The organism is Nocardioides faecalis (genome assembly GCF_018388425.1).
Classification (GTDB): Bacteria; Actinomycetota; Actinomycetes; order Propionibacteriales; family Nocardioidaceae; genus Nocardioides; species Nocardioides faecalis.
In genome coordinates this window covers 2,976,396-2,989,999 of record NZ_CP074406.1, presented here as the reverse complement: position 1 = coordinate 2,989,999, position 13,604 = coordinate 2,976,396, and the positions used below count along the sequence as shown (strand labels likewise).

Genomic DNA, 13,604 nt, shown 5'->3' with positions numbered 1-13,604 from the left:
ACCGGTCGCTACTTCGCCGAGCTCTCTACCCACGTCAGGTCGGTCAGGCGGCGGCCGGGACGGGATCGGACCCGAATCCGGGTCCGGAGTCGATGATCTGCCCGAGCAGCTTGAGGCCGGGACGATCCACGGGTCGGTTGTTGGCGTTGAGGATCACGACTGCGGCGCCGTGTTCGGGGGCTATAGCCAGCAGGCTGCGATATCCACCCGTGCCGCCACTGTGGAACATGACTCGATGCTGGGTGCGGGGCAGGTTGGCTGCGATCCAGCCGGGATGGATCGCAGCTCGTGCGTTGATGCGGTGCGCGGTCGTGCGGTTGAGAGCGATCGCTTCGGCGAGTTCTTCGGGGGCGGGGCCGAGGTGGGCCCGCGCGAGCCTGAGCAGGTCGGGAACCGTCGAGTGAAGGCCGCCGGCACCGGCGAGGGCGGCCAGGTGCCACGGTGGGCGTGGTCGTCCCGTGCGGGAGTGACCGGGGGCCAACCGGGCTGCGCCTTCGAGATCGAGGACCACGCGGGTGTCTGTCATGCCCAGATGCCGGCAGATCTCGGCCTGGACGAGCGAGTCGTAGTCGGTCTCGGTGTGGCGTGCCAGGACGAATCCGAGCAAGCCGGCGCCGAGGTTGGAGTAGCAGAAGCGGGTGCCGGGCACCGATCGCAAACGGGTGCGCCGCAACCCGTCCATCAGGAGCTCGCCGGTGCATCCGGCGTAGGGGTCTGCTCGCAACAGGCCCCGTGGCAGGGTCCCCTTGGGAAGCCTTGGTAACCCAGAAGTGTGGGAGGCCAGGTGCCTCAGCCTGATGACCTCGCCGCCGCGCTGGGGGGCCGTGATGTCACGAGGTAGGAGGTCGCTCAGGGGTTGGTCCAGCCCCACGACGCCGCGCACGGCGAGCTGGGCCAAGGCGAGCGCGGTGAACGTCTTGGTGATGGAACCGATCTCGAACTGCGTGCCGGGATCTGCGCCGTGCACTGCGGACTGCCTGCCGTGCAGCGCACCCACCACCACGACACCACGCTGTCCAGCGCCGAGTCGTTGCGCTGTTCGTCCTGACAGATCGTCAAGGAGCGAGTTGATCATCGTCATGCCTCCGTGCGGCCGAACAGGTGCCGGCCCCCGTACTTCTTGTGGACGGCTTGCTTCGAGACGCCGAGCGCCTCGGCAATCTGCGCCCACGTGGTCCCTGACACGCGGGCACGGTGGACCAGGACCTCTTCGTGTCCTTCCAGTCGGCGGCGCAGCGCGGTCGCTTCGCGCAACGCTTGGAGGGGATCGGTGTGCTCGGTGATCCATGCAAGATCAACATCGGCCATGCGGTCAACTCTAGTTGACTTCTCTATGGTCGTCAACTTACGTTGACTGCCCGCAGCGGCACATCCTTCTACCGCGGTCGCCCGATTCGCTCGCCCCACCACACCGCCGGGTTCGCTGACCGACTCGTTGCCTGGGCTCCCAACTGGTCGGATGGTTCCTGAACGCACTCCATGGCCGCCATACGGGCTCTGCCCGACCATTCCGCCCAGCGGGCATCCGCCCGACCATGCCGCCCAGCGGGCGCACTTCGTTCGCCCCAAGGGATAGGTGCCGCGGTGCCTCCCACCGGCAGAATTGACGGTAGTTAAAGAGCGAACCAGCGGTCGTCTGCCCTCAATCTGCCCTCACCAGAACGGCCGGAGACCATAACTATGGCCAGTTGACGAGACTCAACGAAGTGCTGTTCGTGCAGGTCAGAGCACGTTCTCGGTCAGTTTCGAGAAGAGTCCGAAACCGTCGTCAACGTTCCGCTTCAACGTCTGAATCGGCGCAAAAGCGCAGCTCAGAGAGGGTGCGGACCCCTGCGGTCCGCACTGAGTCCGCAAGAAGCAATTACGCACCTCTCAGGAGGTTTGGGCAGCCGCGAGTGCGTGCGACAGTTCCTCCATCACGTGGCTGACCTCCTCGGCAGGCGCGAACGGTCCCGGCATTCGGAACACGCGCGCTCCCCAATCGGGGTGTTGGACGCGAGCAATGATCAGAACCTGTGGATGGCGCTCGGCGAGGTGACGTGAAGCGGACGTACCTCCCGAGCAAGATCGAAGCCCATGCTCAAGTTCGGATCAGGGTCGGCGTTGGCGCGCCGGCTCGGGAAGGTACGTCCATGCTCAAGGTAGTTCACGACGCCGAGGCGTCCAACGAGGTCAGCGGTGGGTCGCTGCTCGACGAGATCGTCCGCGACGGCGCTCGGCAGATGCTCGCCGCTGCGCTGCAGGCCGAGGTCGCCGCCTACATCGAGGCATTCAAGGACGAGCTCGATGAGAACGGTCACCGGTTGGTGGTCCGCAACGGCCACCACGACCCGCGGGAGATGACCACCGCAGCGGGCGCGATTCCGGTGCGCGCGCCGCGGGTCAACGACAAGCGCATCGACGAGACCACCGGCGAGCGGCGACGGTTCGCCTCGGCGATCCTGCCGGCCTGGGCGCGGAAGAGCCCGCGGGTGGCCGAGGTGCTGCCGCTGCTCTACCTGCACGGCCTGTCCAGCGGCGACTTCGGCCCGGCGCTGGAGCAGTTCCTTGGCACGAGCCACGGCCTGTCTGCGGCCACGATCACCCGGCTGACCAAGGACTGGCAGGACGAGGCGGCCGCGTTCAACAAGCGGTCGCTGGCCGGCACCGACTACGTCTACGTGTGGGTCGACGGGATCCACCTCAAGGTCCGCCTGCAGCAGGACAAAGTCTGTCTGCTGGTGATGATCGGCGTCCGCGCCGACGGTACGAAGGAACTGATCGCTCTCGACGACGGCCACCGCGAGTCCACCGAGTCCTGGGCCGACCTGCTGCGCTCGTGCAAGCGCCGCGGGATGCGGGCCCCGGTACTCGCGGTCGGCGACGGGGCTCTGGGGTTCTGGGCCGCGGTCCGCACCGTGTTCCCCGAGACCCGCGAGCAGCGCTGCTGGTTCCACAAGATCGCGAACGTCCTCAACGCGCTCCCGAAGTCGGCCCAGCCGGGCGCGAAGGCCGCACTGGCCGAGATCTGGAACGCCGAGGACAAGGACCACGCGATGGCCGCCGCGCGGGCGTTCGCAGCCGACTACGGGGTCAAGTGGCCCAAGGCCGCGGCGAAGATCACCGACGACCTCGACGTTCTGCTGGCGTTCTATGACTACCCGGCCGAGCACTGGATCCACCTGCGCACCACGAACCCGATCGAGTCGACCTTCGCGACCGTCCGGTTGCGGCAGCGGGTCACCAAGGGACCCGGCTCCCGTGCGGCCGGGATCGCGATGGCGTTCAAGCTCATCGAGTCCGCCCAGTCCAGATGGCGTGCGGTCAACGCACCTCATCTCGTGGCGCTGGTGCGTGCCGGCGCAAAGTTCGAGATGGGCGTCCTCGTCGAACGACCCGACGAGGGATCGAGCGACCGGCAGCAAGTCGCCTGACGCTGTAGGCTGAGCGCAGCGTCGCGTGCTGGTGGCAGACCGTGCCAGGCATGGAGGCGTCGAAGTCGAAGAAAGGTGACGATTATGTCGTTCACCTCTTCGCCCTCACATGACTGAGGGCGAGAAGACCAGGCTGGTGGCCTGGAGTAGAGAGATGCGCGGGGTCCACGATCGGCTGCGCGAAGCACTGCGGGTGACGCGGGAGGCCGTTGCCCAAGGTGACCCCGCAGAGACAGCAACCCGGGACCTACTGCTGTTCTGCCACGGGTTCTGCACGGCCTTGACCAGGCACCACGAGGGCGAGGACCGGGAGTTGTTTCCCGCGATCGCCGCCGCTCACCCGCACCTGCGAGAAACGCTGCGCTACCTCGAGCAGGACCACTTGATGATCGCCCATCTGCTGGGTGGCCTGCAGGAGGCCGTAGAACAGAGCGTCAGCCCAGCCGAGCTCGACCGCCACCTCGAGGGCATCGCAGCCATCATGGAGTCCCACTTCGGCTACGAAGAACGCCAACTCCTGACGGTGCTCGCAACCTCGACCTAGACGCGGAGGTGCGCACTGTCTTCGGCCCCTTATGACGCTCGCGATCTGGCCCTGCGGCGGCACCGGCCAGGGCAGGAGGGTGATCATCCAGCGCCCAACGCGCCCATCCACAGGTCTTGACTATTGCTCGTTGGACGCTTGACCAAGTCGGTGAAGCCCACTCCAGCTTCCAGTGCTGCGGACTCGAAGTAGCTGACACGCCGGGGCGGTTCGGCCCACTCCGACTCGTGGTCGGCGCGGATCTCAGCGACCATCCGGACCGCCCGCTCACGCAGCTTGGCCGGGTACCTCTTCGACGTACTCCCTGACATGACTCCATCCTTCCCAAGGAACAGAGTCTCCGGACTTGCCCGGGGCGGTTCATAGTGAGCTCGAGCCCAGAGCGTGTCTCCGGCGGCGCAGTGGGCTTCGCCATCCGGCTACACGAGACGGTCGGAATGGGCGATGGCGACACGGTCGACACGACCGGGACCACTGGGGCTTCGCTCCGCGTGGACGAGACGTCAGCGGGCACGGCGCGCTGGGCGGGTCCACTGGACCGTGAGAGCGCGTGAAGCGTTTCTCATTATTGACTCGAGGGAGCGAATGACTAAAATGAGAAACATGCCAGCCTCTAGCCCGTATACGAGCCCCGAGCAACAGGCGGACCTCGAACGCCTAGGCGCCCGGCTGCGCGAACGCCGAAAGGCGCTCGGTGTCACCGTAGTCGCCTGTGCCGAAGCTGCTGGCGTTTCGCGTGTCACCGTGCACAGGATCGAGGCGGGCAACCCCTCGGTCACGATCGGCGCCTACGTCAACGTTGCCGCCGCACTCGGACTTCACCTCGTCGTCCCGATCCTCGACGCTCCAGCAGCAGAACCGGCGACGATCACGGTCGGCGACTACCCCGGGCTGCGCACGCTGGCATGGCAGACCGACGCCGGCACCACCATCACCGAGGCGGAGGCACTCAACCTCTACGAGCGCGGCTGGCGACACCTCAACCAGGAGACGCTGACCGACCACGAGAAGGCGTTCATCCAGCACCTGGCGGACACCTACAGCAACGGGAGGCTCCTTGTTTAGGCGGCTGCACCACCAACAGGTGGCCGAGGTGCTGTCGATCCTCGACGCACCGCTCCTGGCCGAGCACAACTGCTGGTTCGGAGGCGGGACCCCGATCGTCCTAGCCAACGGTGAGTTCCGCGAATCGGTCGACATCGACTTCCTGGTCTCCGACCCGCAGTCCTACCGCGCGCTGCGCCAGATGGTCAGGGACCACGGGCTCGGCGCTCTGGCTACACGCGAACTGGAGTTGGGTCGAACACCCGCTGTCGACGGTTACGGGATCAGGGCCTCGGTGCTCGTTGCGGGGGTTGCGATCAAGTTCGAGATCATCCATGAAGGCCGCATCGACCTCGACACTCCATCCCCGGGAGATGAGATCTGTGGGTTACGGATCCTGACGCGAACCGACCAGGTCGCAACCAAGCTGCTCGCCAACGACGACCGCTGGGCGGACACGTCGACGTTCAGCCGCGACCTCATCGACCTGGCCATGATGAAGCCCGACCCCGCCGCCCTGAGGGCCGGCGCGCGCAAGGCAGTCGATGCCTACGGGAAGACGGTGGCCGAGAGCCTCGGCAACGCCGTCACCTACCTCAAAGATCGCCCGCAACGTCTCGACGAATACATCCGCGCACTCAAGATCGACGCGCCCCGAGCGGCTGTCTGGCAGAGCATCCGCGACTTGTCCGCAAGATGCGCGAAGATCGAAGGTCTCGGTCGGAGCTCGGACCAGGTTTGACCGTCCAGCGGTCCGCAAATAGTCCGCAAGAAGTCACGCGGAGCCCGTTTCTGACCAACGGCTGCCAACGCCTCGCGAGCGGCGTTCACCCAGGTCAGAGGCGGTTTTTCGGTCTCTGCCAACGGTGACCGCAAGTAGCCGAGACACCCGGTTTTCGTTCCGCTTCAACATCTGAGCACCGCGGCACCGCCCGCCGGGTTCGCCTGCGCCCGGCTCGGGTGGGTCCTGCTCTACGCTCCTCCGCATGCCGCGTCATGACTCCGCCGAGCCGGGGCGCGCGATGCCCGCGCCCGTGGAGGACGCGCCGGGGTTGCTGGTGGACGTCCAGCGTCTCGACGCGCATCCGGGGGACAGTGCCGGCCTCCGGCGTCAGGCGGAGCTGCCGGCCGACGCCACCCTCCACGACGTGCTGACGCTCGTGCTCGAGCCGTTCCTGCGCTCCGCACCTCGCGCCTCGTGGCTGTGCCGGGCGCGCGGCGCCGAGGGATGGGTGGACATCGCGACCGTGGTGACCAGCGGCCCGGAGGCTGGGCAGGGCGCCCGGCTGCTCCGCGAGCACACTGGCCCGGCGCGGGAGTTCGCCGGCGGGTCGCGGCTCGAGATCGCCGCCCGGCCTCACTGAGCAGCCTGCGGGGCGACTCCTTCGCGCAGGCCGGCGAGGCACGGCAACGGCGGCGTCCCGGCGGAAACGGCAGCCCTCCGAGTACCTAGGATGCGTCTGTGCCGCGACCCATCACCCTGCTCGTCGAGGGCGACTCCGACCGGGCCGCGCTCCTGGCACTCGCCCCGCGCTTCGGCGTCGACCTCGGCGCCGAGGACATCACGGTCACCGCGATCGGCGGTGCGGGCAATTTCGGCCGGGCGATCGCCGACGCCGCGGCAGCCGGTCATCGCGGCGGAGGCCTGTACGACGAGGGCGAGGAGCGGTTCGTCGCCGGTACGTTCAACCGGCAGCCCGGGGAGGACCTCACCCGGCACGGCTTCTTCGCCTGCCGTCCCGACCTGGAGGCCGAGCTGATCCGTGCCCTCGGCGTCGTCGCCAGCACCGCGCTGCTCGAGGAGCACGGGGACGGCAGCGCCTTCCGCACGTTCCAGCAGCAGCCCGCCCACCGCGACGAGGAGGTCGCCGCGCAGCTGCACCGCTTCCTCGGCACCACCGCCGGACGGAAGGCGCGCTACGCCGCGCTCATGGCCGAGGATGTCGACTTCGAGGCCGTGCCCGAGCCGCTCTCCGGCCTGCTCTCCTGGATCTGGACCGCATAGCCCGGTCGACCCCGACGCCTCCGGTCCGGCATGGTGGGGCGATCCAACAACGGAGGAGGTCGGCATGACCGAGCAGGTGGGACCGGTGGTCGAGCGGATCGAGGCCAGCCGGTTCGTCCCGGCAGGCGTGCCCGCGATCCTCGCGGTGCTCCGCGACCCCGACGGCCACGTCGCCGTCGACGCCAGCGGCATGCTGCAGTCCGCCGACGGCACCGTGGTCCGGGCGGTCGGGGACGACTTCGTCGTGCACATGGACCGCGAGGCGCTCGGCGACCTGCCCATGGGCCGCTACGACGTCCGGGTGATCATCACCGCGTTCGACGAGCCCGCCTCGCCGCAGTGGACTGCGCGGGTGGAGTGGACGATCGAGGGCATGGTGCGGCCGCCGATCGGGCACGTCTTCGGCCACGTCCTGGAGCCGGTGGACGAGGGCACCCGGGTGACGTCGTACTGCGACTGGTCGGGGGCGCGCGAGGAGTGGAAGCCGATCTTCCCGGTCATCGACGCCAAGGCGTTGCGCGCCTCCCTCGGCCTGCTCGAGCGGGCCGTGCTTCGGGGCTACCCGCGCCCGCTCGTGGGTTGAGGAAGGCCCTCGCCGGCGCTCCTGCGCGCCCACCTGCGCGCCCAACGGGGCGGCCGGATGCGAGCATGGCGCGATGACCGGCTCGGACGACCTGCGCAGCATGCTCGCGACCGGCCGCTTCCGCGCGGTGGCCGAGGCGCTCGTCGGCCTCGAGGCCGCCCGGCGGCGACGCCTGTGCCGCCCGCTGGTCGGGCAGGCCCGGGCGGTCCTGGACGCGAGCCTGGAGTCCACGGTCGCGACGTGGCTGGCGGACCTGCGCGAGGGCTACCCGGGAGGACGTGAGCGGTTCGTCGGCGCCTGGCGGGGACGACTCGGCACGCAGCACTGGGACGCCGCCACGACCGTCCTGCTGGGCGCCAGGACGACCGCGCAGGCGGCGAAGGTGTGGCCCGTTCCGGAGGACAGCGACTTCACCGTCTGGCTCTATCCCGCACTCTTCGGCGACGAGCTCGCCGTGGTCACCGAGCAGTGGGCGGCCGACTTCGCCACCAACCCGAAGCACTGGGACCGCAACCGGGGGCGCGAGGTCATGTTCGAGTGGGTCGAGGCCGGCCTCGTGCCGGCGCCGAGCCACGACGGAGCGGTGTTGATGCTCCTCGACGGCTGGGCGCCCGACGGTGGGCGAGAACAGCTGGGCTGGTTGCTGGAGCACCCGGTGGTGACGGAGCAGGTCTTCCGCAGGATCTTCACCACGCCCGGGATCAAGGGCGCCTCGACGGCCCAGGCGGACAGCCAGAACGACGGCGAGCCGCTGCGGAACGTCGTCATCCCCGGCCTGGTCGCCGCCGGGGTCTGGGACCGCGAGCTGGTCCGGGCCGGGGCGCAGACGGCCCTGGCCTCCACCTGGCCGGCCTACCAGCGGCGGTGGTTCGCCCGGCTCGCCGACGACTTCGCCGACTGATCCGTCCGGTCGGCTGTCGTCCCTGAGGAATCGGTCGCCGCCGGGGCCAGCGCACGACCGAGCATCCGGACGGTCGCGGCTCTCTGCGTCGGTTCTTCAGTGCGGGATGTTCTTCTCGTACTTGCGGGCCAGCTGCTCGTAGCCGAGGTCCTCGTAGAAGCGGTGCGCGTCGGTCCGGAAGAACGCGGTGCCCAGGCTCATTCGGATGCACCCGGCGGCCAGGGACCAGTCCTCGTACGCGGTGACCAGCGCCCGGCCGGCGCCGCTGCGTCGTACGCCCTGGTCGACGACGATGGTGGTCAGCTCGCTGACGGGCGCGTCGAGCTCGACGGGGGAGAAGCGGTGGCCGGCGGCGAAGCCGATGACGGCCGGCGGGCCCTCGGCGACGGCGACCCAGGTGGCGTCCACGTCCGAGGTGGCGGCCCGCTCCAGCCGCTGCCCGAGCGCGTCCGGTGCGGTCGGGTAGCCGAGCTGGGCGAGCAGCGGGGCGATGGCGGGGGCGTCGTCGGGCGCGGCGGGGCGGATCTGCACCGGCCTAGCATGACGGGCGCCGCCGGTGTCGGGTCAGCGGTGCCGTCCGGCGAGGTCGCCCGTGCTCTGGGCCTCGTTGCGGCGGATGAAGGCCGGAAGGATCCCGCAAGCGATCGCCGGGACGAAGATCAGCGCCGACCAGAAGCCGAGGCCGCTGGTCAGGTCCTCGGAGAGCACCGCCCAGGACCACTCGTCGTCGCGCAGGTGGGAGTACAGGGTCATCCCCACCGTGACCAGCAGTCCGATGACGACCCAGCTCACGCACAGCGCCAGCGGCTTGCGGTGGAACCCGTCCCACATTCCCCACGCCCCCGCCGCGCAGACCAGCGCGAACATCACGGTGAGACCGGTCCCCAGACCGTCGTCGTCTGTCACCGCCACGTTGAAGATCTCTGCGATCCCCTCGGCGAGCACCAGCAGGAGGAGGGAGCGGACGGCGATGCCGCCCAGGACGCGGAGAGGGGTCATGGGACCAGCCTAGGAACAGAAGTCGCTCGTCGGGGCCGATTGCCGATCATCTCCCTCTCATCGCAGCGCGCCCACCCTCGAGCGGCGCCCGCATCCCGGCGCCGCGGCGGCGCCAGGTCAGCGGGTCGTGAGCGGGCCGCCCGCCGCGCGCCAGTCGATCAGGCCGCGACTCATGTTGACTGCCTCGAAGCCGTTCTCGACGAGCAGATTGGCCGCACCCGCGGAGCGCAGGGAGTGCGGCCAGGGCTTGCTCCTGCTGTGCGACCCCGACGGGCATGTCGCGATCGACTCCAGCGACATGTTGCAGTCCGGGACGGGATCTCCCGTCGCCGCGATCGGGTGGAAGCCGATCTTCCCGGTCATCGACGCCCAGGCGCTGCGGGCCTCGCTGAGGCTTCTCGAGCGGGTGGTGCTGCGCGGGTACCCCCGGCCGGCTGCCGAGGCTGCCGCGGCCGCCGAGACTGCCGAACAGGTGGACGGCTGACGCCTACCATCGCGACGTGCCCGTCCTCGAGATCGTCACCCGCATCCCGGCACCGCCCGAGCGCTGCTTCGAGCTCAGCCTGTCGGTCGATGCCCACACCGCGTCGATGGCGGGCTCCGGGGAGCGGATCGTCGGGGGAGTGCGGTCCGGGGCGATGGGACTCGGCGACGAGGTCACCTGGCGAGCGCGGCACTTCGGCATCCCGTTCACGATGACGTCGCGGATCACCGCGTACGACGCAGCGCACCGCTTCGTCGACGAGCAGGTCCGCGGCCCCTTCGGCCGGTGGTGGCACGAGCACCGGTTCACGGAGGCGCCCGGCGGTACCGAGGTGGTCGACCTCGTCGAGTTCTCCTCCCCGCTGGGGCCGCTCGGGCGGGCCGTCGACGTTCTCGTGCTGACCCGCTACATCGCGCGCCTGCTCGAGCAGCGCAACCGCTGGCTGGTGGCCGAGCTCGCCGACGAGCAGGGCTGAGCACGCCAGCGTGCGGGTCAGGCGGGCCCTGTGGTGTCGTCCGGAGGCGTGGTCCCGGTCGTGGTGCCGGTGTCGGAGCCGGTGTCGGGGCCGGGGGAGGTGAGGGCGCGCAGGGTGGTGGCCTGGCGGACCAGGAACGCGCGCTCGTCCAGCTTCTTTCGGCGCATCCAGGTGACGACCTCGGTGTTGCACTTGCTGGCGTTGCACGAGCGGCAGGCCGGTACGACGTTGCTCAGCGTGTAGCGGCCGCCGCGAGAGATGGGCAGGATCGTGTCCTTCTGCAGGCCGGCCCCGTCGGGAGCGTGGCCGCAGTAGGCGCAGCCGCCCCACGCCTGCTGCAGCGCCTCCCACTGCGCACCGGTCAGGTCGTGCTCGACCTTCGCCATCCGGCGGGTCCGACGACGGGCGTAGGTGGCGGCACGGGTCCGGGGAGGCACGCAGGCATTCTCGCGCGTCCCGGCTCAGCCCAGCGCCAGCCGCGCCGCGACGAGCAGCATCGTCGCCGCAACCAGGACCTCGAGGACCTGCCACGCGCGGGGCCGGGCGAGCAGGGGAGCGAGGAGACGAGCGCCGAAGCCGAGGCCGCTGAACCACACCGCGCTGGCCAGCACCGCACCGGCGCCGAACCACCAGCGGCCATCAGCCCCGGTTCCGGCGGTGGCGGCGTGCGTGGCGGCGATCGTGCCCAGCAGCAGCACCGTGTCCAGGTAGACGTGCGGGTTCAGCCACGTCAGGGCGACCGCTCGGAGGACCACGCTGCGCCGTGACTCCGTCGCAGTCACGATCTCGGTGGTGACCGTGCCCGTGGTGACCGGCCCCGTGGCGACGCCGGCGCCCGCCGGGGCGGTGGCGGCAGCGTGCGCGGCCTCCCGATGAACGACCTCGTCGTCGGCGGCCAGCGCACCTGGGTGCCGGGCGCGGCCGAGCGAGGTGAGCGCGTAGCCGACCAGGAACGCCACGCCGAGCCAGCGCACGGTCTCCATCAGCCAGTCGGTGCGGGTCACGACCGTGCCCATCCCGGCGACGCCGGCGAGGATCAGCACGGCGTCGGAGACCAGGCAGACCGCGACCACGGCGCCCACGTGGGCGCGTCGTACGCCCTGGCGCAGCACGTAGGCGTTCTGGGCCCCGATGGCCACGATCAGCGACAGGCAGGTGGCCAGGCCCGCGGTGAGGGAGGTCAGCACGGCATCGAAACTAGACCCGCGCCGATATGAAGGCCAGCGAGTGTTTCTGACCGATGATGAGAACTGCTTAACTCAGCCCGTGCGCTACGACCCGGTCCTGCTCGAGACGCTGGCGACGATCGTCGAGGAGGGCACGTTCGAGGCCGCCGCCAGGCGGCTGCACGTCACCCCGAGCGCGGTCAGCCAGCGGATGCGGACGCTGGAGCACGCGGCCGGCCAGGTCCTGCTCCGTCGTACGACGCCCGCGACCCTCACCGCCGCCGGTGAGCCGCTGCTCCGGCTCGCCCGCCAGCTGCGACTGCTCGACGAGGAGGCGGCGTCCGCGCTGGGCAACGACGAGGTGGTCGCGGTGGCGGTCGCGGTCAACGCCGACTCCCTGGCCAGCTGGTTCCGCCCGGTGCTGCGCGACGTCGCGCGGCGCGGCGGGGTCGCGCTGCGGCTGCACGTGGAGGACCAGGCCTACTCCCACGAGCTGCTGCGGCGCGGCGAGGTGCTGGCCGCGGTCACCGACGAGCCGCGGCCGGTGCAGGGCTGCGTCGTCGAGCCGCTCGGCGCGCTGCGGTACACGCCCGCGGCCGCGCCCGAGCTCGTGGAGCGGCACCGGCGAGGACGTGGCGTCGACTGGGCGGCGATGCCGATGGTGGTGTTCAACGAGAAGGACCACCTGCAGGACGAGGTGCTCGCCGCGCACGGCAGCCCGCGGCCGCCGGTGGTGCACCGCGTGCCCAGCACCGCCGACTTCCACGAGGCGCTGCGCTGCGGCCTCGGCTGGGGGATGGCGCTGCACCCGCAGCTGGACGCCGACCTCGCCGACGGCGCGCTGGCGCGGCTGCCGGGGGCCCGGCCCGTCGACGTGGCGCTGCACTGGCAGCGCTGGCGGCTGGAGACGCCCACGCTGAGCGCCCTCACCCACGACGTACGACGCGCCGCGGGAGCGCTGCGTCGGCGGCGGCCGGCCCACGGCGGCCCGGCCGCCCCTCCCGGCCGTCAGCCCGGCCGCCCACCCGGCCGTCAGCCCGGCCGCCCACCCGGCTGAGGTACGCGGACGGCGAACCCATGTGACTCGTGCTCTGTGGGCGTCGCAGCCAGTCGGTAGCGTGCGTCCCGTGACATCCGCAGCAACCACGCCCGGGGCCCGTTCCGAGTTCGACCGCGACACCGCCGTGGCCCCTGCGGAGGACGGCAGCCTCACCGCGGAGCTGTCAGAGAAGTGGGGCGTCGGTCCGGGCCTCAACGGCGGCTACCAGCTGGCGGTGGTGGGCAACGCCATCCGCGCCGCCCTGCCTGCCCAGCCCGATCCGCTCGTGCTGAGCGCCTACTTCCTCTCCCCGGCCGCCCCCGGTCCGGCGACGGTCGACGTCACGCCGCGCCGCATGGGCCGCACCGCGACGGTGGCCGCCGACCTGCGCCAGGGTGACGACGTCCGGCTCACGGTGCTGGCCACCTACGGCGACCTCGACACCGAGTCCGGCGACGTGCACACCACGGCGCTGCCGCCGTCGCTCGCACCGCTCGAGGAGTGCGTGCCCAACACGCAGGCGCCGGCGGAGCTGCGCTCGCTCGTCACCGTGATGGAGCGCTTCGACATGCGCTTCGACCCCGCGTGCGCCGGCTGGTTCGCCGGGCAGCCGTCGGGACGCGGCGAGATGGCGGCGTGGTTCCGCTTCGCCGACGATCGCGAGCCGGACCCGGTCTCGCTGCTGCTGGTCCTCGACGCCCTGCCGCCGGTCACCTTCGACCTCGGCCGTCCGGGCTGGGCGCCGACCATGGAGCTCACCGCGCACGTGCGCGCCAAGCCCGCGCCCGGCTGGCTCCGGGTGCGGCACACCACGCGCAACGCCGCCGGCCACCTGTTCGAGGAGGACTGCGAGATCTGGGACTCCGCCGACCGGCTCGTGGCACAGTCCCGGCAGCTGGCGCGGCTCCCGCGCTGAACGCGCCGCTGACCCGCGGCGCCCCGCTGAGACCG

Annotated in this window: 18 protein-coding genes; 12 read left to right on the top strand and 6 right to left on the bottom strand. The window is 70.7% G+C overall.

From position 1 onward, the window contains the following. Positions 1-43 precede the first annotated feature (43 nt). Complete coding sequence (locus KG111_RS14045) at positions 44-1,075, bottom strand: serine hydrolase domain-containing protein (RefSeq protein WP_171896708.1); 1,032 nt, start codon at positions 1,073-1,075, stop codon at positions 44-46. Between the two features lie 2 nt (positions 1,076-1,077). After that, positions 1,078-1,308 carry a hypothetical protein gene (locus KG111_RS14040; RefSeq protein ID WP_139071059.1) on the bottom strand — a complete coding sequence of 77 codons (231 nt, stop codon included), beginning with the start codon at positions 1,306-1,308 and terminating at the stop codon, positions 1,078-1,080. Between the two features lie 824 nt (positions 1,309-2,132). Here KG111_RS14040 and KG111_RS14035 point away from each other — a divergent pair. The 8 genes from KG111_RS14035 (at position 2,133) to KG111_RS14000 (ending at position 8,490) form a co-directional block, all read left to right on the top strand. Continuing rightward, positions 2,133-3,413, top strand: coding sequence for an IS256 family transposase (locus KG111_RS14035; protein WP_205290913.1), 1,281 nt, complete (start codon positions 2,133-2,135; stop codon positions 3,411-3,413). 109 nt (positions 3,414-3,522) lie between these two features. Continuing rightward, positions 3,523-3,957 (top strand): hemerythrin domain-containing protein, encoded by a 435-nt coding sequence (locus tag KG111_RS14030; protein ID WP_240195543.1) that lies wholly within the window; start codon positions 3,523-3,525, stop codon positions 3,955-3,957. 603 nt (positions 3,958-4,560) lie between these two features. Beyond that, entirely contained in the window at positions 4,561-5,022 is a 462-nt protein-coding gene (locus tag KG111_RS14025; protein WP_205290912.1) for a helix-turn-helix domain-containing protein, read from the top strand. Between the two features lie 19 nt (positions 5,023-5,041). Beyond that, positions 5,042-5,743, top strand: coding sequence for a nucleotidyl transferase AbiEii/AbiGii toxin family protein (locus KG111_RS14020; protein WP_205290911.1), 702 nt, complete (start codon positions 5,042-5,044; stop codon positions 5,741-5,743). 244 nt (positions 5,744-5,987) lie between these two features. Next, positions 5,988-6,365, top strand: coding sequence for a hypothetical protein (locus KG111_RS14015; RefSeq protein ID WP_205290910.1), 378 nt, complete (start codon positions 5,988-5,990; stop codon positions 6,363-6,365). 98 nt (positions 6,366-6,463) lie between these two features. Then, a complete protein-coding gene (locus KG111_RS14010) occupies positions 6,464-7,006 on the top strand; it encodes a TOPRIM nucleotidyl transferase/hydrolase domain-containing protein (RefSeq protein ID WP_205290909.1) in 543 nt (180 codons plus the stop codon). A gap of 64 nt (positions 7,007-7,070) precedes the next feature. Next, on the top strand, positions 7,071-7,589 hold the full coding sequence (locus KG111_RS14005) for an SRPBCC family protein (protein ID WP_205290908.1): 519 nt from the start codon (positions 7,071-7,073) through the stop codon (positions 7,587-7,589). 73 nt (positions 7,590-7,662) lie between these two features. Continuing rightward, a complete protein-coding gene (locus KG111_RS14000; RefSeq protein ID WP_205290907.1) occupies positions 7,663-8,490 on the top strand; it encodes a hypothetical protein in 828 nt (275 codons plus the stop codon). Between the two features lie 96 nt (positions 8,491-8,586). Here the strand turns inward: KG111_RS14000 and KG111_RS13995 are convergent, their stop codons facing one another. Together KG111_RS13995 and KG111_RS13990 are read right to left on the bottom strand one after the other, a co-directional pair. After that, positions 8,587-9,021, bottom strand: coding sequence for a GNAT family N-acetyltransferase (locus KG111_RS13995; protein WP_205290906.1), 435 nt, complete (start codon positions 9,019-9,021; stop codon positions 8,587-8,589). Between the two features lie 33 nt (positions 9,022-9,054). Then, on the bottom strand, positions 9,055-9,489 hold the full coding sequence (locus KG111_RS13990; RefSeq protein ID WP_205290905.1) for a hypothetical protein: 435 nt from the start codon (positions 9,487-9,489) through the stop codon (positions 9,055-9,057). A 172-nt stretch (positions 9,490-9,661) separates the two neighbouring features. Between KG111_RS13990 and KG111_RS13985 the strand changes: the two genes are divergently transcribed. Both KG111_RS13985 and KG111_RS13980 read left to right on the top strand, forming a co-directional pair. Further along, positions 9,662-9,973, top strand: a complete 312-nt coding sequence (locus KG111_RS13985) for an SRPBCC family protein (protein WP_205290904.1) — start codon at positions 9,662-9,664, stop codon at positions 9,971-9,973. A 16-nt stretch (positions 9,974-9,989) separates the two neighbouring features. Continuing rightward, complete coding sequence (locus tag KG111_RS13980) at positions 9,990-10,448, top strand: SRPBCC family protein (RefSeq protein ID WP_205290903.1); 459 nt, start codon at positions 9,990-9,992, stop codon at positions 10,446-10,448. Positions 10,449-10,465: 17 nt separating this feature from the next. Here KG111_RS13980 and KG111_RS13975 read toward each other — a convergent pair whose 3' ends face one another. Continuing rightward, positions 10,466-10,885, bottom strand: a complete 420-nt coding sequence (locus KG111_RS13975) for an HNH endonuclease (RefSeq protein WP_249666145.1) — start codon at positions 10,883-10,885, stop codon at positions 10,466-10,468. Between the two features lie 24 nt (positions 10,886-10,909). Further along, positions 10,910-11,635 carry a LysE/ArgO family amino acid transporter gene (locus KG111_RS13970; protein ID WP_205290902.1) on the bottom strand — a complete coding sequence of 242 codons (726 nt, stop codon included), beginning with the start codon at positions 11,633-11,635 and terminating at the stop codon, positions 10,910-10,912. A gap of 40 nt (positions 11,636-11,675) precedes the next feature. On the opposite strand from KG111_RS13970, the gene KG111_RS13965 reads away from it, so the two are divergent. Both KG111_RS13965 and KG111_RS13960 read left to right on the top strand, forming a co-directional pair. Further along, on the top strand, positions 11,676-12,671 hold the full coding sequence (locus KG111_RS13965; protein ID WP_249666144.1) for an ArgP/LysG family DNA-binding transcriptional regulator: 996 nt from the start codon (positions 11,676-11,678) through the stop codon (positions 12,669-12,671). A 70-nt stretch (positions 12,672-12,741) separates the two neighbouring features. Continuing rightward, on the top strand, positions 12,742-13,569 hold the full coding sequence (locus KG111_RS13960) for an acyl-CoA thioesterase (RefSeq protein ID WP_205290900.1): 828 nt from the start codon (positions 12,742-12,744) through the stop codon (positions 13,567-13,569). Positions 13,570-13,604: the final 35 nt, after the last annotated feature.

Coding starts and splice junctions, on each gene's coding strand:
- KG111_RS14045 (WP_171896708.1), bottom strand. CDS start 1,075: ATGATCAACTCGCTCCTTGACGATCTGTCAGGACGAACAGCGCAACGA.
- KG111_RS14040 (WP_139071059.1), bottom strand. CDS start 1,308: ATGGCCGATGTTGATCTTGCATGGATCACCGAGCACACCGATCCCCTC.
- KG111_RS14035 (WP_205290913.1), top strand. CDS start 2,133: ATGCTCAAGGTAGTTCACGACGCCGAGGCGTCCAACGAGGTCAGCGGT.
- KG111_RS14030 (WP_240195543.1), top strand. CDS start 3,523: ATGACTGAGGGCGAGAAGACCAGGCTGGTGGCCTGGAGTAGAGAGATG.
- KG111_RS14025 (WP_205290912.1), top strand. CDS start 4,561: ATGCCAGCCTCTAGCCCGTATACGAGCCCCGAGCAACAGGCGGACCTC.
- KG111_RS14015 (WP_205290910.1), top strand. CDS start 5,988: ATGCCGCGTCATGACTCCGCCGAGCCGGGGCGCGCGATGCCCGCGCCC.
- KG111_RS14005 (WP_205290908.1), top strand. CDS start 7,071: ATGACCGAGCAGGTGGGACCGGTGGTCGAGCGGATCGAGGCCAGCCGG.
- KG111_RS14000 (WP_205290907.1), top strand. CDS start 7,663: ATGACCGGCTCGGACGACCTGCGCAGCATGCTCGCGACCGGCCGCTTC.
- KG111_RS13990 (WP_205290905.1), bottom strand. CDS start 9,489: ATGACCCCTCTCCGCGTCCTGGGCGGCATCGCCGTCCGCTCCCTCCTC.
- KG111_RS13985 (WP_205290904.1), top strand. CDS start 9,662: ATGTTGACTGCCTCGAAGCCGTTCTCGACGAGCAGATTGGCCGCACCC.